The sequence below is a fragment of the Streptococcus sp. NM genome, assembly GCF_003390135.1.
In the GTDB taxonomy this organism is placed as follows: Bacteria; Bacillota; Bacilli; order Lactobacillales; family Streptococcaceae; genus Streptococcus.
The window spans coordinates 1-22,962 of the sequence record NZ_QUOS01000005.1; the positions used below are offsets into that span (position 1 = coordinate 1).

The following is a 22,962-nucleotide window of genomic DNA, read 5'->3' on the forward strand; positions in this document are numbered from 1 at the left end:
CGATCCAACAACAGGTGTAGTAACATTTGAACCACTTCCAACATTTACAGGAAAAGCTAAAGGTGTTAATGTACAAGTATCAGTAACAGCAACTGATTCAGAAGGAAACAAAGTTCCAGTTACTTCAAAAGGTAAATATACTCCAGAAGTAACACCAGTAACACCGACAGGAGCACCAGTTACATCTGAAGGTAAACAAGGTCAAGAACAAACAGGTAAACCTGTCTTTACACAAGGTGATGAAACAGCTCCAATTACTATCAACGAACAGCAACCAGCTAAATTTGTAGTAAATGGACAACCAGTTGATGACAAAGAAATTCCAGCAACAAAAGATGGAAAAGAAGTTGGTAAATACGTAATCGATCCATTAACAGGTGTTGTAACATTTAAACCAAACAAAGACTTTGTTGGTACACCAGATCCAGCAACTGTTGAAGTTAAAGATAAGAATGGAACACCAGCAACAGCTACTTACACACCAACAGTAACTCCAGTAGTACCAACAGCAGAACGAAAAGAAACAACTGGAAAACAAGGTCAACCACAAACTCAAGAAACAGAGTCAATGTTCAAACAAGGTGACGAAGTAGCACCAATTGATAAGACAACTGTTAAATTGGTAGATCCAAGTGGTAACGAAGTAACAACAATGCCAGCGATGAAAGATGGTAAAGAAGTTGGAACATACACAATTGATCCAACAACAGGAGTTATCACATTCCAACCAAACAAAGACTTCACAGGCACACCAGATCCAGCTAAGGTTGTAGCGAAGGATACTAACGGAACTAAGGTAGAAACAACTTACACACCAACAGTAACTCCAGTAACACCAACAGCAGAACCAAAAGAAACAACTGGAAAACAAGGTCAACCACAAACTCAAGAAACAGAGTCAATGTTCAAACAAGGTGATGAAGTAGCACCAATTGATAAGACAACTGTTAAATTGGTAGATCCAAGTGGTAACGAAGTAACAACAATGCCAGCTACAAAAGATGGTAAAGAAGTTGGAACATACACAATTGATCCAACAACAGGAGTTATCACATTCCAACCAAACAAAGACTTTACAGGCACACCAGATCCAGCTAAGGTTGTAGCGAAGGATACTAACGGAACTAAGGTAGAAACAACTTACACACCAACAGTAACCCCAGTAATCCCAACAGCAGAACCAAAAGAAACAACTGGAAAACAAGGTCAACCACAAACTCAAGAAACAGAGTCAATGTTCAAACAAGGTGATGAAGTAGCACCAATTGATAAGACAACTGTTAAATTGGTAGACCCAAGTGGTAACGAAGTAACAACAATGCCAGCGATGAAAGATGGTAAAGAAGTTGGAACATACACAATTGATCCAACGACAGGAGTTATCACATTCCAACCAAACAAAGACTTCACAGGCACACCAGATCCAGCTAAGGTTGTAGCGAAGGATACTAACGGAACTAAGGTAGAAACAACTTACACACCAACAGTAACTCCAGTAACTCCAACCGCAGAACCAAAAGAAACAACTGGAAAACAAGGTCAACCACAAACTCAAGAAACAGAGTCAATGTTCAAACAAGGTGATGAAGTAGCACCAATTGATAAGACAACTGTTAAATTGGTAGACCCAAGTGGTAACGAAGTAACAACAATGCCAGCTACAAAAGATGGTAAAGAAGTTGGAACATACACAATTGATCCAACAACAGGAGTTATCACATTCCAACCAAACAAAGACTTCACAGGCACACCAGATTCAGCTAAGGTTGTAGCGAAGGATACTAACGGAACTAAGGTAGAAACAACTTACACACCAACAGTAACTCCAGTAGTACCAACAGCAGAACCAAAAGAAACAACTGGAAAACAAGGTCAACCACAAACTCAAGAAACAGAGTCAATGTTCAAACAAGGTGATGAAGTAGCACCAATTGATAAGACAACTGTTAAATTGGTAGACCCAAGTGGTAACGAAGTAACAACAATGCCAGCACTTAAAGATGGTAAAGAAGTTGGAACATACACAATTGATCCAACAACAGGAGTTATCACATTCCAACCAAACAAAGACTTTGTTGGCACACCTGATCCAGCTAAGGTTGTAGCGAAGGATACTAACGGAACTAAGGTAGAAACAACTTACACCCCAACAGTAACCCCAGTAATCCCAACCGCAGACCCAGCTGAAACAACAGATATTCAAGGTAAAACACAAACAGGTAAACCAACATTCACACCAGGTGCTGATGAAGTACCAATGGATGATGAAGTACCAGCAACCTTCGAAGATGGTTCAACAGAAAAAGTCATCCCAGGTGAAGGAACATACACAGTAGCACCAGACGGCGCAGTAACGTTCACACCAGAGAAGACATTCACAGGTAAAGGAACAGGCGTAACAGTTAAACGTGTAGATAAGAATGGTACCCCAGTAACAGCTAAATACACACCAAATGTAACACCAGTAACGCCAACCGCAGACCCAGCTGAAACAACAGACATCCAAGGTAAAGAACAAAATGGTAAACCTGAATTCAAACCAGGAAATCCAGACGTACCAATGGATGATGAAGTACCAGCAACCTTCGAAGATGGATCAACAACTAAGACAATTCCAGGTGAAGGAACATACACAGTTGCACCAGATGGAACAGTAACATTCACCCCAGAGAAGAACTTTACAGGTAAAGGAACAGGCGTAACAGTTAAACGTGTAGATAAGAATGGTACCCCAGTAACAGCTAAATACACACCAACAGTAACTCCAGTGACTCCAGAAGGAACACCAGCTGAAACAACAGATATCCAAGGCAAAGAACAAAACGGTAAACCTGAATTCAAACCAGGCAACCCAGAAGTTCCAATGGATGATGAAGTACCAGCAACCTTCGAAGATGGTTCAACAACTAAGACAATTCCAGGTGAAGGAACATACACAGTCTCACCAGATGGAACAGTAACGTTCACCCCAGAGAAGAACTTCACAGGTAAAGGCACAGGCGTAACAGTTAAACGTGTAGATAAGAACGGAACACCAGTAACGGCTAAATACACACCAAACGTAACCCCAGTAACCCCAACCGCAGACCCAGTTGAAACAACAGATATCCAAGGTAAAGAACAAAATGGTAAACCTGAATTCAAACCAGGCAACCCAGAGGTACCAATGGATGATGAAGTACCAGCAACCTTCGAAGACGGTTCAACAACTAAGACAATTCCAGGTGAAGGAACATACACAGTAACACCAGATGGCACAGTAACGTTCACACCTGAGAAGACATTCACAGGAACAGGTACAGGAGTAACAGTTAAACGTGTAGATAAGAACGGAACACCAGTAACGGCTAAATACACACCAACAGTAACTCCGGTAACTCCAGAAGGAACACCTGCAGAATCTGAAGGACCTAAAGGGCAACCACAAACAGGAACACCTGAATTTAAACCAGGAAATCCTAATGTACCAATTGATGAAACTGTTAAACCAACATTTGACGATGGAACAACTGAGAAGAAAGTACCAGGAGAAGGAACATACACAATCGATGAAAACGGTAAAGTGACCTTCACTCCAGAAAAAGACTTCGTAGGAAAAGCTAAAGGTGTGACAGTTAAACGTGTAGATAAGAACGGAACACCTGTAACAGCTACTTACACTCCAACAGTTCGTCCTGATACTTCGTTCGTTGATAAAGATGGTAAACCACTTTCACCAACAGAAGATGGAACTAAACCAACTAAAGATATCCCAGGATATAAGATTGTTAAAACTGAAGTAGACGAAAAAGGAAATACAAAACACATCTATGAAAAAGTTACGACAACTTATAAAGATAAAGATGGTAATGTAATTCCAGGAACAACTACTGAAGAAGGTACAAATCCTAAGAAAGATATCCCAGGTTACCGCTTCGTAGAAACTAAGAAACTTCCAAATGGAGATACAGAGCACGTTTATGAGAAAGTTAAGACAAGTCACAAGGATAAAGACGGAAATGAAATTCCAAACTATCCAACAGAAGATGGCGAACAACCTAAGAAAGATATCCCAGGTTACCGTTTCGTAGAGACTAAGAAACTTCCAAATGGCGACATCGAACACGTTTATGAGAAAGTTAAGACAAGTCACAAGGATAAAGACGGCAACGAAATTCCAAACTATCCAACAGAAGATGGCGAACAACCTAAGAAAGATATTCCAGGTTACCGCTTCGTAGAGACTAAGAAACTTCCAAATGGCGACATCGAACACGTTTATGAGAAAGTTAAGACAAGTCACAAGGATAAAGACGGCAACGAAATTCCAAACTATCCAACAGAAGATGGCGAACAACCTAAGAAAGATATCCCAGGTTACCGCTTCGTAGAGACTAAGAAACTTCCAAATGGCGACATCGAGCACGTCTACGAAAAAGTTAAGACATCATTCAAGGATAAAGAAGGAAACGAGATTCCAGGTAATCCAAGTGAAGATGGCGAGCAACCTAAGAAAGATATTCCAGGCTACCGCTTCGTAGAAACTAAGAAACTTCCAAATGGAGATACAGAGCACGTCTACGAAAAAGTTAAGACATCATTCAAGGATAAAGAAGGAAACGAGATTCCAGGAAATCCAAGTGAAGATGGCGAACAACCTAAGAAAGATATTCCAGGCTACCGCTTCGTAGAGACTAAGAAACTTCCAAATGGCGACACAGTTCATGTTTATGAAAAAATCATTCCTTCTGTGAAATCAGAACCTGCGAAACCATCAAAACCAGCTCCAGCTAAACCAGCTAAGGAATTGCCTAATACTGGTACAGAAGATCACTCTAGCCTAGCAGCTCTTGGACTTCTTGGAGTATTGAGCGGATTTGGTCTTGTGGCACGCAAGAAAAAAGAAGACTAATGTTTTAATCATTAAAGATTAAACAAAGGAATTCAATTTCATAAATGAAAACCCAACTAATCAAAGGATTAGTTGGGTTTTTTATGTGGATTATCTATTTTTCCAGGCTTGGTAACGGGTATCAATTAATAATTGGGTGAGGCGTCCCATGGTTTCCCTTTCTTCTGGAGTGAGGGATTGCGCTTGGACAAAGAGATGATGAATGTGTTCAAGCGCCTTTAAGGATGACAGGTCATTGATGGAGCTAATCCCAGCATCTAGAATGGTGCCAAAGAAGAGGTCGAAGTAGAGCTGAAGCTCCTCGTCAGGGACTGTTGCCACCCATTCCTTGAAGGTTGTGTCGACTTGTTGACTATCACTGTTGATTTTATCCAGTTGGACGAAGTGTTTGTCCTCAATCTGCCAACTAAAGGTATCGTGCTGGGCGATACCACCTAAGGCAGTACTGTGCACGATGATTTGGTGGTTAGGGATTTCCATCATCATACCGATAATGGACCCTTGTGGGATGAAGACCTTGGTTCTATCCATTATCCTTTGATAGCCCTCAGTTTGTGTCAGTTCTTTGTGGAGACCAGGCGCATCAAAGGTATAAACTGCTGTGATTTGATTTTGCAAGCTTTGCTCAATTTGACTAGCCGCATAGATGGCTAGATTTCCTCCCTTGGAATGCCCAGCCAGAATGACCTTTTGCTTAGGGTGTTGGGCAAAAAAGTTCTTTAAATAGCGTAGGGCGTGCTTTTGAGCAGGAATTTCCTTCATATAGGTCAGGTGGAAATCTTCCTTCCAGCCAATGATACTGTCATCAGTCCCACGAAAGACAATCAGATAGGTATCGAGATTGAGGCGGTAGGTCATAGCCGCAAACTGTTTTTGCAGTTCAGGGTCGATGTCGTTGATAAAATGGGAGAGTTTGCAATTTTTGAAGCGTTTGTGTTGAGATAGCTCATCCAATAGCTGGAGGCGATTTTTGCTGGTCAACATGTTAGATTCTCTTGGAACCTGAGGAGCTAGGTCTAAAAGTCGCTGAGGATTTGTGGAGACCAGATTATCAAAGGAGAGGTAGGTGATTTCTGTTAAGGCTAGAATATCTAACTCATTCAAAGGAAGGTCGTAAAAGAAATCGTGTGTGACATCTTTCAGATAGTCAAAAATATTGGCCATAATAGCTCCTTTCTTTTTACTTATCTTATCAAATTTCCCTCAAATTAGCTAGTAGCATTGCCTGTTTGTACTGGCTAAAAACAAGCCCTTTCAAATTCAGTTTCAGACCTTCTAGCATGGAAAAATCTGTTATAATAATAGAAAAGGAGAAGCGCATGCACAAGATTTTATTAGTAGAAGATGATCAGGTCATTCGTCAACAGGTCGGGAAAATGCTCTCTGAATGGGGATTTGAAGTGGTGCTGGTGGAAGACTTTATGGAAGTTTTGAGTCTTTTTGTCCAGTCGGAGCCTCATCTGGTCCTCATGGATATTGGACTGCCTTTGTTTAATGGCTATCACTGGTGTCAGGAGATTCGCAAGATTTCCAAGGTCCCTATTATGTTTCTGTCTTCGAGAGACCAGGCTATGGATATCGTCATGGCAATCAATATGGGGGCGGATGACTTTGTGACCAAGCCTTTTGACCAGCAGGTCCTTCTAGCCAAGGTTCAGGGCTTGTTGCGTCGTTCCTATGAGTTTGGGCGTGACGAGAGTTTACTGGAATATGCTGGTGTTATCCTCAATACCAAATCCATGGATTTACATTATCAAGGGCAAGTCTTGAATTTGACCAAGAATGAATTCCAGATTTTACGAGTTTTATTTGAACACGCGGGCAATATCGTAGCGCGTGACGACCTGATGCGGGAACTTTGGAACAGTGATTTTTTCATTGATGATAATACCCTCTCTGTGAATGTGGCTCGTTTGCGTAAAAAGTTGGAAGAGCAGGGATTGATAGGATTTATCGAGACCAAGAAAGGGATAGGGTACGGACTGAAGCATGCTTGATTGGAAACAATTTTTTCTAGCCTATCTGCGTTCCCGTAGTCGTCTGTTTGTCTATCTGATTTCTTTGACGTTTCTGCTCTTACTCTTTCAGTTTTTATTTGCCAGTTTGGGAATTTACTTTCTCTACTTTTTCCTCTTGTGTTGCTTTGTAACCATTTTATTTTTCGCTTGGGACATATTGGTAGAAATGCAGGTATATCGTCAGGAAATTCTCTATGGGGAGAGGGAAGCCAAATCTCCTTTGGAAATAGCTTTAGCAGAAAAATTAGAAGCGCGTGAGATGGAACTCTATCAGCAGAGGTCTGACGCAGAAAGAAAACTGACGGATTTGCTGGATTACTATACCTTGTGGGTGCACCAGATTAAGACCCCCATTGCAGCCAGTCAACTCTTAGTTGCAGAAGTGGCCGACCGCCAACTGAAGCAGCAATTAGAACAGGAAATTTTCAAAATCGATTCCTATACCAATCTAGTTTTACAGTACCTGCGTTTAGAAAGTTTTCATGATGATTTAGTCTTAAAGCAGGTTCAAATTGAGGACATGGTTAAGGAGATAATTCGTAAATATGCTCTTTTCTTTATTCAAAAAGACCTAAATGTCAATCTACATGACCTTGATAAAGAAATCGTGACGGATAAAAAGTGGCTGCTAGTGGTCATTGAGCAAATTATCTCAAATAGTCTCAAGTACACCAAGGAAGGTGGTCTGGAGATTTATATGGAGGGGCAAGAGCTTTGTATCAAGGATACGGGAATCGGGATAAAAAACAGTGATGTCCTCCGAGTCTTTGAACGGGGATTTTCAGGGTATAATGGACGCCTAACCCAGCAGTCATCTGGACTTGGTCTCTACCTATCTAAGAAAATTTCTGAAGAACTGGGGCACCAGATTCGTATCGAGTCTGAGGTCGGAAAAGGAACGATAGTGCGGATTCAGTTTGCTCAAGTAAACTTAGTCCTTGAGTGAGAAGAGACAATGAGTTTTTACCCAATCTCTTTTTGCTATATTTCAGGATATTTGAAGACTGTTTTTTACAAAACCAATAATAGAATTTTTAATACGGAATATAGTATAAATACTGGTTCAAAGTGAAGTTTTGTATGCTTTATACTTTTGTTGAGTATAAAATCTATAAACTAAGGGTGAATTACAAAAATTAATTTGAGATGAAGTGAATTGTAGACTTGGGAAATGTCTCCTATTCGATTTCAGAATGAATTGTTGATACAGTATTAAAAGAACTGCAGCTTTCTTTTTATTTTGAATGAGATAGGTGTATATAGATTTGTGTCACTGGTGTAGAACTGTTTCCAAGAATTTATTGAATGTATCGAATACATACATTCTATTGATTTTGAATCAGTTTTTAATTTCTAAATATTATAATAGTTTTATCAAGTAAAAGGAGACTGCCATGATTGGAGACAATATAAAATTCTTACGAAAATCACATAATCTGATATAACCAGAATTTTCACGGATTGTGGGTGTGTCACGAAATAGCCTAAATCGTTAGAAAAACTGAAAAAGCTTACTTTCAATAGAAGTATTGGAAATATTCATTTTACATCTATCAAAGAAACATGGGATAGACCTATATTTTACAAAATAGCAAATTATATTTTGAATGATAGTAAAAACTGCAGTACTTGTGTGATTTACAATTATTGCACTCAATGTCCGAGTATCGCACTATCTGAAATAGGGAATAGTAGAGATTGTTCTGCGATATGTAAAAAAACGCATTAGCAAGGAGTATCGTATATGCTTCCATATCTTAAAACTATTAGATGGTATTTATTCTTTAATTTTCTTTTTGGTGTAGTATCGAATATCTGCACAGCTTTGTTACCGTATTTCACGCAGGCATTAATCAAAGGGGATTATCAAGTAGCTCTATATGGTTACTCTATGTCAGTGGCAGGCTATTTGAGTTGTAACTATATCCAAATGATACTTGATTGGAAGCAGGGGATTATCTTTTCGACTACTTTGAAAAATGAGTGGTTTCGTTCACTTCTGGGACTCAGTCACCACGATTTCAAGCAGAAAACAGTAGCAGAGTATATTTCCTATCAATCTAATGACCTAGATTCGTTGGAAAAGGATTACCTTCCTCCATTGATGAGTTTTATCAAACAAATTTTACGTATCATCATTTACGCTTTCATTATTAGCAGAACAATTAATCCTATTGTATCACTGATTTTAATCTTTTCCACTGGAATTAGTATTCAAATTCCTAAAATCGTTGGGAAGTTGATCGCTAATCGTAGACAGGTTTACTTGAAAAAACAAGGAGATTACTATCGAACCTTGGAGGATTTGCTCATGGGACATCATTTGGTAAATAAACTAACTATGTCGCATTTTTTGAATCAACAAAAGAGTTCTCTAAAGAATTTGCAGGATAAGTATTTTAAGTATGGTTTGACAAAAATTACAGGCATCTTATTGACAGGTGTTTCTTTTGAATTCATTAGTCTTGTTCTGTTTATTTATTTAGCCTACTCTCTATCTCACCAGCAACTCGGTATTCCTGAGGTGGTGGCGAGTTTCGGATATATTAATGCTTTTTCTGAACCAATACAGGAAATCCTTTATGATTTACAAATGTTAGAGTCCGTAAAGCCTGTAATCAAGAGTTTTCAAAACATTGTTGGGAGACCCGTTTCAGTTCAAGCACCTCAACATTCTTTTGATACGATTACTTTGAAAAACATTTCCAAACAACTGGGAGAATCAAAATTGATAATTACTTCCGCTACGATTCAAAAAGGGGATAAAATTGCGCTTATTGGTAAGAATGGGTCTGGAAAAAGTAGTCTTCTCAACATTTTAAATGGAACAGATGAAGATTTTGAAGGACAAATTGTGCTAGATGGGCTTGTTTTGGACCATCTTTGGGGAAGATTCGGTATGATTCTGCAACAAGAACATACATTTATTTCAAGTTATGAAAATAATGTAACGCTATTCAATAGTTTCAATGAAAAATTCAGAGAAGAAGATTTTGAAAAAATTCCACCACAATCCCTGTCAGGTGGTCAGCAACAACGAATGTATTTAAATCGTGAGAAAAATCGTAAAAATCCATTGCTTATCCTAGACGAACCTTTCTCTGCTTTGGATACTAATCAGTTTAAAATGGAATTGGAAAGAGTTCTGGAACTACCAAGTGCCGTCATTGTTACTTTACATCGCCAAAACGAATTATTAAGTAAGTTTGACCAAGTTTGGGAAATTAAGAATGGAGAACTTGTAATTTTGAAATAGCTAAATTATAAAGAATAAAACGCATAGTATCAAGGTTCAGGAGATACCGTTTTTCCTTCTTCGGATAAGGAAACAAAAATTTCTTGCTTCATCTATCTATTCAATTGATAGATTTCTTCGAAGAAAGACTGTAAAATTTTTGATATAATGTTAAGGATGGACTGACGGATATTTAAAGGATAATTTTCAAAAGAATAACAGGTGAGAAGAAAAATATGTAAGATTGGACAGAAGTCTCTCTACCATCATCCATGCAGAAACAAAATTATACGAAATAAAAGGAGTAACCAATGACTGGAAACTATTCAACACGTGAATACCGTGAGAAATTATATGATGATCTTCATGTTCGATTAAGAGATACAGTGATTTTGATGTGTGCGATTTTTATTGCCTCTATTGGCCTAAATATGAATTCAACAGCTGTCATTATTGGAGCCATGCTGATTTCCCCTCTTATGACACCGATTGTTGGACTGGGGTTTGGTGATGGAGATCATGTCCTATCTTCACTTTGATTATTGGAAAAAAACGGCTCGGTCAGGAGCTAGTATGAATAAGGAGAACAAATGAAACGTTTAAAAATGTTATGGCATATTATGCAGGTTACGGGTTTTACTCGGTTTGCTCTGAGTTTTGTGACCTTTGTTTTTGGGTCAGGAGGCGTGCTTTTCCTAGTTGAACCTGCTATCACAAATTACGGAGACGGTCTTTGGTATGCTTTTGTGACTTCGACGACTGTCGGCTACGGGGATCTCCTAGCTGTGACCTTGATTGGAAGGATTACCAGTGTCTTCTTGACGATTTATGGGCTCATATTTTTTGGCTGTTTATCAGCTGTTATTTTTAATTATTATACCAATTTAAATAAGGAAAGAGGAGAGGACAAATGACTGCCAATTATTCAACACGGGAATACCGTGAGAAATTATACGATGACCTTCATGTTCGATTGAGAGATACAGCGATTTTGATGTGTGCAATTTTTATTGCCTCTATCGGACTAAATATGAATTCAACAGCTGTCATTATAGGAGCCATGTTGATTTCACCTCTCATGACACCGATTGTTGGACTGGGATTCGGTTTAGCTATTTTTGATACGCGTTTAATCAAGCAATCTCTAGAGGTTTTATTGACTCAAGTGTTGGTCAGTTTGCTTGTCTCGACTCTGTATTTCTGGATTTCTCCCTTGTCTTATGCAAGTAGCGAGTTGATTGCACGAACCTCTCCAACCATTTGGGATGTCCTCATTGCTATTGCTGGTGGGATTGCTGGTGTGATCGGTTCAAGGAAAAAAGAAGCAAACAATATCGTGCCAGGAGTAGCCATTGCTACAGCTCTGATGCCGCCTATCTGTACTGCTGGCTATGGTTTAGCTAATGGGAATGTACGATTTTTATTGGGGGCTCTCTATCTTTTCTTGATCAACTGTGTCTTTATCATGCTAGCCAACATTGTTGGAACAAGAATTTTGATGAGAAAATCTCCTTTAACTTCATTTAAAGAGCTGAGCATTAAAATGAGAATTGGCTTGATATCTTTGATTGTATTGTTGATTCTTCCAGCTAGCTATTCGGCAGTTACTCTGACAATAGAACAAGCGCGAAAAGAAGGGATCAAACAGTTTGTAGGAAAAGAGTTCGCCAATTATACGGTTATTAATCAAGTCTACAAGTCAAGTAACAATGAATTGGTCTTGACGGTTGTTGGAGATCCAATTTCAGAAGAAGAATTAGAAACCATTCGTCAAAAACAAGCCTCTTACGGTATTCAATCTGTTCAATTGAAAGTCAAGCAATTCCATAATTCGGCAAAATTAGATAGTGAGGCGACCAAGGAATTTTACGAAAACATTGACAAGTATATCGAACAAAAACTCTCTGAAAAAGATTTACAAAACGATCGCGCAAAAGAAAATGAAGCAGACAAGGACTGAGGATAGTCAACTTATCTAACTCATGGAAGCAAATCTTGGGAGGATATCCTATATCCAAAAGTTAATGGATAGAAAGGATTGTTGATGAGAATATCATTTGTGGTGGTTTGACCAATCACTACTAGCTCAGGTTAAATAAAATATAAAAAGCAACAACTGAAATAGTTGTTGCTTTTTCTTACTGAAAAATGTTTCTCAGACTGCGATCGATTTATTTTTCAACACGTGATTTGTTGGCGATATCGGCTAGGATAGCTGCTACAAACTCATCTACTGACACAGTGTTTGTTTCTTTTTGGCCATAGCGACGAACGTTGACAGTTCCGTCTTCCATTTCCTTGTCACCAACGATCAATTGGTAAGGAATCTTGCTAGTTTGTGAAGCACGAATCTTGAATTGCATTTTCTCATTACGTTCATCCACATCAGCACGGACACCACGGTCACGGAGTTTCTTCGCTACTTCCCAAGCGTAGTCCACGTGTTTTTCGTTAGATACTGGGATGAGGGTTACTTGGTGTGGCGCAAGCCATGTTGGGAAGGCACCCTTGTAGTTTTCAATCAAGATCGCTGTGAAGCGTTCCATAGTTGAGATAACCCCACGGTGGATCATAACTGGGCGATGTTCTTCACCATCAGCTCCGATGTATTTAAGGTCGAAGCGTTCTGGAAGCAAGAAGTCAAGCTGGATCGTAGAGAGTGTTTCTTCTTTTCCAAGGGCAGTCTTAACCTGGATATCCAATTTTGGTCCGTAGAAGGCTGCTTCACCTTCGGCTTCAAAGTAGTCCACACCCATTTCATCAAGGGCTGCGCGAAGCATGGTTTGGGCATTTTCCCACATCTCATCGTTGTCAAAGTACTTGTGAGTATCTTGAGGGTCACGAAGAGAGAGGCGGAAGCGGTATTCAGTCAAGTTGAAGTCTTCATAAACATCGATAATCAACTGAAGGGCACGCTGGAATTCTTCTTGGATTTGTTCTGGAGTCACAAAGAGGTGACCGTCGTTGAGAGACATTTCACGCACACGTTGAAGACCAGTGAGGGCACCAGATTTTTCATAGCGGTGCATCATCCCGATTTCAGCGATACGGATTGGCAATTCACGGTATGAGTGAACATGGTGTTTAAAGACTTGGATGTGGTGTGGACAGTTCATTGGGCGAAGGACGAATTCTTCCCCATCTCCCATATCCATAGTTGGGAACATGTCCTCTTGGTAGTGATCCCAGTGACCAGAAGTCTTGTAAAGTTCAACAGAAGCAAGTGGTGGAGTGTAGACGTGTTGGTAGCCAGAAGCTAGCTCTTTGTCTACGATGTAGCGTTCCAACTCACGACGAATAGTCGCACCATTTGGCAACCAGAATGGAAGTCCTTGACCAACCTCTTGTGAAATCATGAAGAGGTCAAGCTCTTTACCAAGTTTACGGTGGTCACGTTCCTTAGCTTCTTCACGCATTTGAAGGTAGTTTTTCAAGTCTTTCTTGTCAAACCAAGCTGTACCGTAGATACGTTGCATCATAGCGTTATCACTATTTCCACGCCAGTAAGCACCTGCTACATGGAGAAGGTGGAAGATTTGGATACGGCCTGTTGATGGGACGTGTGGGCCACGGCAAAGGTCTACATATTCACCCTGACGGTAGATGGTCAAACCACCTTCGTCTTCTGAGTGTTCTTCAATCAATTCTAATTTGTAAGGGTCGTTCTTGAAGATTTCACGTGCCTCGTCTTTAGTAACTTCTTCACGGATTGATGGGAAGTTTTCTTTGACAATTTTTTGCATTTCTTCTTCGATGCGAGGAAGGTCTTCGTTAGAGATTTGACCAGCTGTGTTGTCAGTATCGTAGTAGAAACCATCTTCGATGGCTGGACCAACTCCCAAGTGAATGTCTGGGAAAAGACGACGAGCTGCTTGGGCGAACAAGTGAGCAGCTGAGTGACGCAAGATTGGAAGGGCATCTTCGTGATCAGGTGTCACAATTTCAATGCTTCCATCTTCAGTGATAGCACGAGTAGTGTCGATGAGTTTGCCGTTGAATTTACCAGCCAAGGCCTTTTTAGCTAGGGAATTGCTGATAGATTGGGCAATTTCAAAAGTAGTAACGCCAGATTCGAATTCACGAACAGCGCCATCTGGGAAAGTAATGTTAATCATGATGTTCTCCTTACTTATATTATTGACGAATGTGTTAACCCTATTCTGAGAACAGGGACAGAGGACTGTGAAAGCTAGAAAAAAAGCGACATCCTCGAAAGGACGTCGCAACGTGGTTCCACCTTCATTTATGTTCCTCAAAAGAGAGGGACACCTCTGATTGGCTCTAACGTGGCCACCGTTTTATGTTTGCATAAAAGTCAGTAGAGTAGTATCAGTATAGGCTTTCTATGCGTTTCCAGCACCCACGCACTCTCTAGTAGAAAGGGACTAAGTGACTTGTCTCTATGGATTATTATAGCATGATTGTGAAAATTTTCAAGATATTTGTAGATTTTTTTGAATTTTCTTCATTGAAAAAGTGCTTGCTATGCTTTGTTAGGAGTAATGTAAAATCATCTTTTTGATAAGTTTTTACCTTGATAAAAGTAGTGTTCTGGATTTAGTAAGAGTGGGTTAAAGGTGACTATTAAACAGTATTTTTTGTTATAATATTAAAAAGATATATAAGAGGAAATGAGGAGAAAGAATGACAAAAATAGCTCTTCTTTCAGATATTCATGGAAATACCACCGCCTTGGAGGCTGTTTTGGCAGATGCTCGGCAGCTAGGAGTGGATGAATACTGGCTTTTGGGAGACATTCTCATGCCAGGGACAGGGCGTAGAAGAATTTTGGACTTGTTGGCTCAACTACCGATTACGGCTAGAGTTTTGGGAAACTGGGAAGACAGTCTTTGGCATGGTGTCCGTAAGGAATTGGATAGTACTCGTCCCAGTCAACGCTATCTCTTGCGCCAGTGCCAGTATGTTTTAGAGGAAATTTCCCTAGAAGAAATTGAACTGCTCCACAATCAACCTCTACAGATTCATCGTCAGTTTGGGGATTTGACGGTAGGAATTAGCCACCATCTTCCTGATAAGAACTGGGGGAGAGAGTTGATTCATACTGGAGCGCAAGAGGATTTTGACCGCTTGGTGACCAATCCACCTTGTGATATCGCTGTATATGGTCATATTCATCAGCAGTTGCTTCGTTACGGGACTGGTGGGCAATTGATTGTCAATCCAGGTTCGATTGGGCAACCTTTCTTTCTAGATACCCATTTGCGGAAGGACTTGCGAGCCCAGTATATGGTTTTGGAGTTCGATGATAAGGGCTTGGTAGATATGGACTTCCGACGGGTAGACTACGATGTGGCAGCTGAATTGCAGTTGGCTAAAGACCTCAAACTTCCCTATTTTGAGGTTTATTATGAAAGTCTGGTCAATGGTATCCACCATACTCATCATCAGGAATTTTTGAGAGAATTGGCCCAGCAAGAGGGCTACGATAGGGAGTTAGATGCCTGGTTGAAAAGTGGTAACGATTGACATTACAACTAAAAAGGGTATAATAATAGAAAAAGAAGAGTAGAGGCAGGGTAGCCTCGTAAAAAGGAGAAGAGGATGCAAATTCCAAGTAGATTTACCATTGCGACTCATATGCTGATAATCATTGCCCTCAAGGGAAAGGAAAGCAAGGTGACCAGTGATTTTCTGGCTGCTAGTGTCGGGGTCAATCCAGTCATTATCAGAAAGACCTTGTCCCAGTTGAAGAAGGCAGAGCTGATTTCAGTAGCGCGTGGAACAGGTGGGACAGAGATTGTCAAGGATCTCAAAGACATTAGTCTATTAGATGTTTATCAGGCTGTTGAGTGTCTGGGTAAGACTGGTCAACTCTTCAGTTTTCATGACAATCCAAATCCAAATTGCCCAGTTGGAGCCCATATTCATGATGTTTTGGATCAAAAATTGGAGAGAATCCAGCTGGCTATGGAGGCAGAGCTTGGTCAGACTAGCTTAGAGCAAGTCGTGGCCGACGCAGAGAGTCAGATGAAGGATTAAGAGGGATAGATGCCTGCAAATGAAATGTCAAAACACTGCTAGAAATCTGGCAGTGTTTTTTGAGATTGCGTAGAAAAAACTCCTGGGAAATTCCAGGAGAGTATGAGTGGTTATTTGAACTTGAATCCTTCGTAAATAAGCTCTGCTTTTGGATTTTGTTTCTTAATCTGTTTGGCAAGTAACTTCATCATAGAAAGAGGACCACACATATAGACGGTTGCATGTTCGGGCACTTCTTCTTGCTCAAAATTAAGATAGCCGTCTTTCCTACTATCTACTAGATGGAGTTCAAAATTAGGGTTTTTCTGAGCATAGTCACGGAGCAAATCCAGGTAGACTGCATTTTCCTCTCCACGGAAGCTATAGTAGAAGTGAACCTGTTTATCCAAAATAGGAAGTTCACGGATGTAAGAGATGAAGGGGGTAATCCCAATGCCTCCAGCAATCCAAACCTGATTTTCTCGTCCTTCTTCTATGATCATGTGTCCGTAAGCTCTATCTACGCTTACTTTGCTGCCGACTTGAAGATTGTCATAGATATTCTTGGTATGGTCACCTGAATTTTTAACAGTAAAGTAAAGAGTTTGACCATGACCTCCTGAGATAGAAAAGGGATGCGGAGCACTTTCAAAGCCTTCTTGGAAAATCTTTAGGAAGGCAAATTGTCCTGATTGATAATTGAAAGGTCTGCTAAGATGGATTTGAATTTCTCTAGTATCGTGATTCAAGCGTTTGAGATTGGTAATTTTCCCTAGATAGGGGAAGCCAATCTTTTGATAAAGGAAGATGATATAAAAACCAGCCAGTAAGCCCAAAAGGGCATAGCTACCAACAAGAAAACTTAGGAGATTAAATGTAAGGAGGCGATTGCCCATCATCATGTAGACATGAAAGAGTCCAAAAATATAGGCTAGGTAAACCAGACGGTGAATCCATCGCCAAGCTTCGTATTGGATGTATTTGCCTAAATAGGCGACAAGGATGATACTGACAAAGATATAGATGGCAAGGTTACCAAACTGAGCAGCTAAACGAGAGCCCCACAAACCGCCCATACTAAAGTTATGAAAGATTAGTAGGATGATTGAGAGAAAGGCTGTGAATTTGTGGACAGTATAGACCTTCTCCAAACCGTGAAACCAGCTTTCTAGTAGGGGGAGACGAGTGGCTAGGATAAAAGTTAGAGATAGGCTTGTTAAAGCTAGTCCTGGAATCATGAATTGGGGAGAAGTGTTCATCCAAGTCAAAATAGTCAAGACAAAACTAGCTATGATAAAGAGTAGTCCTTTGAGTGATTTCATAGAAAATTCCATTTCATTTAGATTTTGATTTGTTGTAAATAAATTTGTTACATTTTATCATAGAAAAAGTATGGTGTCAAATTGAGATCTATAAATGTTTACTATCATAAAAAAACTCTCCAATTTAACTGGAGAGTGGCTGTTTATTCTGCAGCTTGTTGCCAACGTTTTGCTAGCATATGAGACAGGCTAGAAATTGCTAGGTTGAAGCTGAAGTAGATGAGGGCAATCAGGATATAAAGACTAAACACTTGCTCTGGTTCGAAATAACGGCCCATGAGAATTTGGCTAGCTCCAAAGAGTTCTTGTAGGGCGATAACAGAGTAGAGAAGACTGGTATCCTTAATCACGGTTACAAACTGAGAAATGATGGCTGGCAACATTTTGCGAATAGCTTGTGGGAGAATGATGTGGTAGAGGATTTGGGCTGAAGTGAAGCCTTGTGACATTCCTGCTTCGTATTGTCCCTTGTCTACGGCATTGAGACCTCCTCGGATAATCTCAGCCAAGGCTGCTGAGGTAAAGAGGGTAAAGGCTGTAATACCAGCTGGAGTGGATTTCATCTTGAAAACTAAAAAGATAGTAAAGATCCAGAGAAGGTTGGGAACGTTGCGCACAAACTCGATGTAAATGCTGGAGATGATACGCAAGACAGGATTTTTCCCATTTCTCATGACAGCTAGAACCGTACCGATAAGGGTAGAGAGGATGATGGCAATCAGAGAAATATAGAGGGTCAAGCCAAATCCTTTAAAGATAAAGATTAGGTTATCTGGGGTCAAAACTTCTAAAATGGATTCCATAGTAACCTCCTAAAGTGAATAGGCTTTTTTGTTGGCTTGCTCCATCTTACGACCAAACTGGGCAACAGGGAAGCATAGAGAAAAGTAGAGAAGGGCAGCTCCTAAAAAGGCTGGAATGTAGTTTCCGTTAAGAGCTGACCAAGATTTGGTCACAAACATCAAGTCCACTCCAGAGATGATAGCGACTGTAGAGGTATTCTTGATGAGGTTGACTATTTGATTGGTCAAAGGAGGGAGAATGATACGGAAGGCCTGAGGCAAGATAATCAAGCGCATGGCACTGATATAGGTAAAACCTTGCGACAAGGCGGCCTCCATCTGACCGCTAGGAATAGATTGAATACCTGAACGAATTACCTCAGCGATATAGGCACCGTGATAGAGACCCACGCAGAGAACAGCTGTCCAATAAATCGGAATCATGATGGTGTGGTCACTGATAAGAGGTAGGCCGTAAAAAACGATGACAAACTGCACCAAGAGGGGAGTGTTTTGGTAAAATTCGACAAAGATACGAGCCAAAATTCTCAAAATTGGACGTTTACTGGTCGACATGGCTCCAAAGAAGATGCCTAAGACCATGGCTAGGATAAAGGATCCAATCGCTAGGGCAAGGGTGAAGAGGAAACCATTGAAAAATTGTCCAAAATCCTGAAAATAGGCTGTCCAAGATGATAAATCTGTCATGTGGTATCCTCCTTAATCTGCAGTATGGCTAGATGGTTTGAGCTTGTAACGGTCATAAAGTTTTTGCAAATTGCCGTCCTTGCTCCATTTGGTGACCAAGTTATCGAGATAGTCGTTGAGTTCAGTGTTTGATTTCTTGGTAACGATACCGTAGTCAGATGGCTTGAAACTATCATCTAGTAGTTCTGTCCGTTTACTGATGTAGCCAGATAGGATAGAACGGTCAACGGAAAAGGCATCAATTCGATGAGCGTGAAGGGAAGTAATCAATTCGGGGTAGGAACCAAGTTCGACGAATTTAAACTTCAAGCCTTTCTTTGTACCCAGTTCAGTAATCAGGCGTTGGGTAATGGAGCCTTGGGCAACTCCGATGGTTTTGCCGTTTAGGTCCTCAATATTTTTGATTTTGGCTGACTTATTGACCAAAAAGCCAGAAGCATCTGTGTAGTAAGGGCTGGTGAAGTTGTAGAGTTTTTTACGTTCGTCTGTGATGGTAAAGGTTGCGATATCCATATCGACTTGTTCATTGTCTAGAAGGGGTCCACGGGTTTGAGCGGTAACAGGCACATAACGAACCTTAACCTTGAGCTCATCAGCTACCATCTTGGCCAAGTCGGTTTCGATACCAGAATAGGTCCCTGTCTTAGGATCCTTGTAGCCAAAATTGGGAACGTCTTGTTTCACACCGACAACTAGCTCGCCTCTCTTTTGAATGTCTGCGACACTGGTATCAGCCAGGACTGGTTTTGCAGCAGCAAGGCCGAAAAGGCTAATCAATATTGCTGATAAAAAGAATTTCTTTTTCATAGGCGCCTCCTTATTTGACTTTGTCACTTTCGTGGTTGATAATTTTGCTGAGGAATTGTTGAGCACGAGGTTCGCTTGGATTGTCGAAAAAGTCATCGACATCGGTCGTATCTACTAAAACCTCTCCGTCAGCCATAAAGATGATTCGGTCAGCAACTTCACGGGCGAAGCCCATTTCATGGGTAACGACAATCATATTCATACCATCGTGGGCCAATTTTTGCATAACTGCTAGAACATCGCCGATAGTTTCAGGGTCTAGGGCAGATGTTGGCTCATCAAAGAGGAGGAGTTCAGGATGCATAGCGAGTCCACGTGCGATGGCAATCCGTTGTTTTTGTCCACCAGATAGCATGGCTGGATAAGAATCTTTCTTGTCCCACATATTTACAAATTCCAGATATTTTTGGGCTGTTTTTTCAGCTTCTTTTTTATCAATTCCTAGAACTTTTATGGGTGCGAGTGTTACGTTTTCTAACACTGTTTTATGCGGATAGAGGTTAAAATGTTGGAAAACCATACCGACTTCCTTGCGAAGAGGTACTAAATCTTTCTGGCTGGCACCAGCAACTTGGTGGCCATTGACTAGGAGACTTCCCTTGTCAACAGCCTCTAAACCATTAATCGTACGGATAAGAGTGGACTTCCCAGAACCAGAAGGGCCTAGGAGTACAACAACTTGCCCTTTTTCAAAACGGAGATTGATGTCGCGGAGTGCATGGTAGTCTCCGTAATATTTTTCGATGTGTTCAAATTCTACTAAAGCCATAAGGAATCTCCTTTGTGTTAGATTTTATAACATGATTCTACACCAAAAGATTTGTCTTGTCAAATCATATCTGAAAAAATTCACTAAAATTTTATAAAAAAGCAATCTGGATAGAGAAAAAGCCTAAATCATGTTATAATGAAGCAATAGAATTCTTAGAAAGAGTGGATGTCTTTTTGATAACACCTACTTATGAATGGCAGTTTGCCCCGCAGGTAGAAGATGCGGATTTTACAAAGATAGCCAAGAAGGCTGGACTGGGTCCTGAGGTGGCTCGGTTATTATTTGAAAGAGGGATTCAGAACCAAGAAAGTCTGAAGAAGTTTTTAGAACCTTCCTTGGAGGACTTGCACGACCCTTATCTGCTCCATGATATGGACAAGGCAGTAGAACGGATTCGTCAGGCCATTGAAGAAGGGGAAAATATTCTCGTTTACGGTGATTATGATGCCGATGGTATGACTTCGGCTTCTATTATTAAGGAAAGTTTGGAACAGCTTGGCGCTGAGTGCCGGGTTTATCTGCCCAATCGTTTTACCGACGGTTATGGACCTAATGCCAGTGTTTACAAATATTTTATCGAGCAAGAAGGAATTTCCTTGATTGTGACGGTGGATAATGGGGTTGCGGGTCACGAGGCCATTGAACTGGCCCAGTCTATGGGAGTAGATGTCATTGTGACTGACCACCATTCTATGCCTGAAACCTTACCAGATGCCTATGCTATTGTCCATCCTGAACATCCTGATGCGGACTATCCTTTCAAATATTTGGCTGGTTGCGGAGTGGCTTTCAAGTTGGCTTGTGCCCTGTTAGAAGAAGTGCAAGTGGAATTGCTTGATTTGGTCGCTATTGGTACCATTGCAGATATGGTTAGTTTGACGGATGAGAACCGTATCTTGGTTCAATATGGTCTAGAAATGCTGGGGCATACTCAGCGCATTGGTTTACAAGAAATGCTGGATATGGCTGGGATTGCTGCCAACGAAGTAACAGAAGAAACGGTTGGTTTTCAGATTGCCCCTCGTTTGAATGCCTTGGGCCGCTTGGATGATCCCAATCCTGCCATTGATTTGTTGACTGGGTTTGACGATGAGGAAGCCCATGAGATTGCTCTCATGATTCATCAGAAAAACGAAGAGCGCAAGGAAATCGTCCAGTCTATCTATGAAGAAGCTAAGATCATGGTGGATCCTGAGAAGAAGGTTCAAGTCTTGGCCAAGGAGGGCTGGAATCCTGGGGTTCTAGGAATAGTGGCTGGTCGTTTGTTGGAAGAACTAGGGCAGACAGTCATCGTTCTCAATATAGAAGACGGTCGTGCCAAGGGTAGTGCTCGTAGTGTGGAAGCAGTGGATATTTTTGAGGCTCTGGATCCTCGCCGAGACCTCTTCATCGCCTTTGGTGGCCATGCTGGTGCGGCTGGAATGACGCTGGAAGTTGAAAAACTTTCAGATTTATCTCAAGTCTTGGAAGATTATGTTCGTGAAAAAGGCGCAGATGCTGGTGGCAAGAACAAGTTAAATCTAGATGAAGAACTGGATTTGGAGACACTTAGCTTGGAAACGGTCAAAAGTTTTGAACGTTTGGCACCTTTTGGAATGGACAATCAGAAACCTGTCTTTTATATCAAGGATTTTCAGGTTGAAAGTGCCCGTACCATGGGGTCAGGCAATGCCCATCTCAAACTGAAAATTTCTAAAGGCGAGGCGAGTTTTGAAGTGGTAGCCTTTTGCCAAGGTAGATGGGCAACAGAATTTGCTCAAACCAAGAATCTAGAGCTGGCAGTCAAATTGTCTGTCAACCAATGGAATGGCCAAACTGCCCTGCAGTTGATGATGGTGGATGCGCGTGTGGAGGGTGTTCAACTCTTTAACATCCGTGGGAAGAATGCAGTCTTGCCAGAAGGGGTTCCAGTCTTAGATTTTGCTGGAGAATTGCCAAATTTGGCGGCTAGTGATGCTGTGGTTGTAAAAACCATTCCTGAGGATATTACTCAGCTGAAGACCATTTTTCAGGAACAGAATTTCTCTGCTGTCTATTTCAAAAATGATATTGATAAGGCCTACTATCTGACAGGGTATGGGACTAGAGAGCAGTTTGCAAAATTGTACAAGACCATCTACCAGTTTCCAGAGTTTGATATTCGCTACAAGCTGAAGGATTTGGCAGCTTATCTTAATATCCAACAAATCTTGCTGGTTAAGATGATTCAAGTATTTGAAGAGCTAGGCTTTGTGACCATCAAAGATGGTGTCATGACAGTCAATAAAGAGGCACCAAAGCGGGAAATCGGAGAAAGTCAAATTTACCAAAATCTCAAACAAACCGTCAAAGACCAAGAAATGATGGCACTAGGAACTGTGCAAGAAATTTATGACTTTTTAATGGAAAAAGAGTAGATCATAGGAAAGAGTTGGGAAACCAGCTCTTTTTTGAAAACAAATCTTCATT

16 protein-coding genes and 2 pseudogenes are annotated in these 22,962 nt (G+C 40.8%); 10 read left to right on the top strand and 8 right to left on the bottom strand.

The window, feature by feature from the left end; translation table 11 throughout:
* Positions 1 to 4,891: LPXTG cell wall anchor domain-containing protein (locus DXN33_RS07855; RefSeq protein WP_115904793.1), on the top strand; the 4,891-nt coding region annotated here is incomplete at its 5' end.
* Positions 4,892 to 4,981: 90 nt separating this feature from the next.
* Here DXN33_RS07855 and DXN33_RS07860 read toward each other — a convergent pair.
* Complete coding sequence (locus DXN33_RS07860; RefSeq protein ID WP_115904794.1) at positions 4,982 to 6,055, bottom strand: DUF2974 domain-containing protein; 1,074 nt, start codon at positions 6,053 to 6,055, stop codon at positions 4,982 to 4,984.
* 155 nt (positions 6,056 to 6,210) lie between these two features.
* Here DXN33_RS07860 and DXN33_RS07865 point away from each other — a divergent pair, with 155 nt between their 5' ends.
* From DXN33_RS07865 to DXN33_RS07890, 6 genes and pseudogenes are all read left to right on the top strand, one after another.
* On the top strand, positions 6,211 to 6,888 hold the full coding sequence (locus DXN33_RS07865; protein WP_000548990.1) for a response regulator transcription factor: 678 nt from the start codon (positions 6,211 to 6,213) through the stop codon (positions 6,886 to 6,888).
* Complete coding sequence (locus DXN33_RS07870) at positions 6,881 to 7,855, top strand: HAMP domain-containing histidine kinase (RefSeq protein WP_049552154.1); 975 nt, start codon at positions 6,881 to 6,883, stop codon at positions 7,853 to 7,855. Before DXN33_RS07865 ends, DXN33_RS07870 begins: the two co-directional genes overlap by 8 nt.
* 798 nt (positions 7,856 to 8,653) lie before the next feature.
* Positions 8,654 to 10,165, top strand: coding sequence for an ABC transporter ATP-binding protein (locus DXN33_RS07875; RefSeq protein ID WP_061589905.1), 1,512 nt, complete (start codon positions 8,654 to 8,656; stop codon positions 10,163 to 10,165).
* Positions 10,166 to 10,455: 290 nt separating this feature from the next.
* Positions 10,456 to 10,653: pseudogene (locus DXN33_RS07880) on the top strand (hypothetical protein); the annotation flags it as partial.
* Positions 10,654 to 10,734: 81 nt separating this feature from the next.
* The gene (locus DXN33_RS07885) at positions 10,735 to 11,058 is read left to right on the top strand and encodes a potassium channel family protein (protein WP_000825751.1); all 324 of its coding nucleotides are present in this window, start codon (positions 10,735 to 10,737) and stop codon (positions 11,056 to 11,058) included.
* Positions 11,055 to 12,104 carry a DUF389 domain-containing protein gene (locus tag DXN33_RS07890; RefSeq protein ID WP_060628624.1) on the top strand — a complete coding sequence of 350 codons (1,050 nt, stop codon included), beginning with the start codon at positions 11,055 to 11,057 and terminating at the stop codon, positions 12,102 to 12,104. The genes DXN33_RS07885 and DXN33_RS07890 overlap by 4 nt, the downstream gene beginning before the upstream one ends.
* A 211-nt stretch (positions 12,105 to 12,315) precedes the next feature.
* Here DXN33_RS07890 and thrS read toward each other — a convergent pair whose 3' ends face one another.
* Positions 12,316 to 14,259 (bottom strand): threonine--tRNA ligase, encoded by a 1,944-nt coding sequence (gene thrS, locus DXN33_RS07895; RefSeq protein ID WP_049492426.1) that lies wholly within the window; start codon positions 14,257 to 14,259, stop codon positions 12,316 to 12,318.
* Between the two features lie 78 nt (positions 14,260 to 14,337).
* Positions 14,338 to 14,456 (bottom strand): annotated as a pseudogene (locus DXN33_RS09910) (AAA family ATPase); the annotation flags it as partial.
* Positions 14,457 to 14,788: 332 nt separating this feature from the next.
* Here DXN33_RS09910 and DXN33_RS07900 point away from each other — a divergent pair.
* Together DXN33_RS07900 and DXN33_RS07905 are read left to right on the top strand one after the other, a co-directional pair.
* Positions 14,789 to 15,631, top strand: a complete 843-nt coding sequence (locus DXN33_RS07900) for a metallophosphoesterase (protein WP_070478512.1) — start codon at positions 14,789 to 14,791, stop codon at positions 15,629 to 15,631.
* Positions 15,632 to 15,706: 75 nt separating this feature from the next.
* On the top strand, positions 15,707 to 16,144 hold the full coding sequence (locus tag DXN33_RS07905) for an Rrf2 family transcriptional regulator (protein ID WP_001166795.1): 438 nt from the start codon (positions 15,707 to 15,709) through the stop codon (positions 16,142 to 16,144).
* Positions 16,145 to 16,254: 110 nt separating this feature from the next.
* Here DXN33_RS07905 and DXN33_RS07910 read toward each other — a convergent pair whose 3' ends face one another.
* From DXN33_RS07910 to DXN33_RS07930, 5 genes are all read right to left on the bottom strand, one after another.
* On the bottom strand, positions 16,255 to 17,445 hold the full coding sequence (locus DXN33_RS07910) for a ferric reductase-like transmembrane domain-containing protein (RefSeq protein ID WP_181897304.1): 1,191 nt from the start codon (positions 17,443 to 17,445) through the stop codon (positions 16,255 to 16,257).
* A 143-nt stretch (positions 17,446 to 17,588) separates the two neighbouring features.
* Complete coding sequence (locus DXN33_RS07915) at positions 17,589 to 18,248, bottom strand: amino acid ABC transporter permease (RefSeq protein ID WP_115904796.1); 660 nt, start codon at positions 18,246 to 18,248, stop codon at positions 17,589 to 17,591.
* Between the two features lie 9 nt (positions 18,249 to 18,257).
* Positions 18,258 to 18,935, bottom strand: a complete 678-nt coding sequence (locus DXN33_RS07920; RefSeq protein WP_000131145.1) for an amino acid ABC transporter permease — start codon at positions 18,933 to 18,935, stop codon at positions 18,258 to 18,260.
* A gap of 12 nt (positions 18,936 to 18,947) precedes the next feature.
* The gene (locus DXN33_RS07925; protein WP_115904797.1) at positions 18,948 to 19,742 is read right to left on the bottom strand and encodes a transporter substrate-binding domain-containing protein; all 795 of its coding nucleotides are present in this window, start codon (positions 19,740 to 19,742) and stop codon (positions 18,948 to 18,950) included.
* A 10-nt stretch (positions 19,743 to 19,752) separates the two neighbouring features.
* Positions 19,753 to 20,511, bottom strand: a complete 759-nt coding sequence (locus DXN33_RS07930) for an amino acid ABC transporter ATP-binding protein (RefSeq protein WP_115904798.1) — start codon at positions 20,509 to 20,511, stop codon at positions 19,753 to 19,755.
* Between the two features lie 176 nt (positions 20,512 to 20,687).
* On the opposite strand from DXN33_RS07930, the gene recJ reads away from it, so the two are divergent.
* Complete coding sequence (recJ, locus tag DXN33_RS07935; RefSeq protein WP_181897305.1) at positions 20,688 to 22,910, top strand: single-stranded-DNA-specific exonuclease RecJ; 2,223 nt, start codon at positions 20,688 to 20,690, stop codon at positions 22,908 to 22,910.
* Positions 22,911 to 22,962 lie beyond the last annotated feature (52 nt).

Bases quoted from the DNA above. Each gene is read 5' to 3' on its own strand.
- DXN33_RS07860 (WP_115904794.1), bottom strand. From the start codon at position 6,055: ATGGCCAATATTTTTGACTATCTGAAAGATGTCACACACGATTTCTTT.
- DXN33_RS07865 (WP_000548990.1), top strand. From the start codon at position 6,211: ATGCACAAGATTTTATTAGTAGAAGATGATCAGGTCATTCGTCAACAG.
- DXN33_RS07870 (WP_049552154.1), top strand. From the start codon at position 6,881: ATGCTTGATTGGAAACAATTTTTTCTAGCCTATCTGCGTTCCCGTAGT.
- DXN33_RS07875 (WP_061589905.1), top strand. From the start codon at position 8,654: ATGCTTCCATATCTTAAAACTATTAGATGGTATTTATTCTTTAATTTT.
- DXN33_RS07885 (WP_000825751.1), top strand. From the start codon at position 10,735: ATGAAACGTTTAAAAATGTTATGGCATATTATGCAGGTTACGGGTTTT.
- DXN33_RS07890 (WP_060628624.1), top strand. From the start codon at position 11,055: ATGACTGCCAATTATTCAACACGGGAATACCGTGAGAAATTATACGAT.
- thrS (WP_049492426.1), bottom strand. From the start codon at position 14,259: ATGATTAACATTACTTTCCCAGATGGCGCTGTTCGTGAATTCGAATCT.
- DXN33_RS07900 (WP_070478512.1), top strand. From the start codon at position 14,789: ATGACAAAAATAGCTCTTCTTTCAGATATTCATGGAAATACCACCGCC.
- DXN33_RS07905 (WP_001166795.1), top strand. From the start codon at position 15,707: ATGCAAATTCCAAGTAGATTTACCATTGCGACTCATATGCTGATAATC.
- DXN33_RS07910 (WP_181897304.1), bottom strand. From the start codon at position 17,445: ATGAAATCACTCAAAGGACTACTCTTTATCATAGCTAGTTTTGTCTTG.
- DXN33_RS07915 (WP_115904796.1), bottom strand. From the start codon at position 18,248: ATGGAATCCATTTTAGAAGTTTTGACCCCAGATAACCTAATCTTTATC.
- DXN33_RS07920 (WP_000131145.1), bottom strand. From the start codon at position 18,935: ATGACAGATTTATCATCTTGGACAGCCTATTTTCAGGATTTTGGACAA.
- DXN33_RS07925 (WP_115904797.1), bottom strand. From the start codon at position 19,742: ATGAAAAAGAAATTCTTTTTATCAGCAATATTGATTAGCCTTTTCGGC.
- DXN33_RS07930 (WP_115904798.1), bottom strand. From the start codon at position 20,511: ATGGCTTTAGTAGAATTTGAACACATCGAAAAATATTACGGAGACTAC.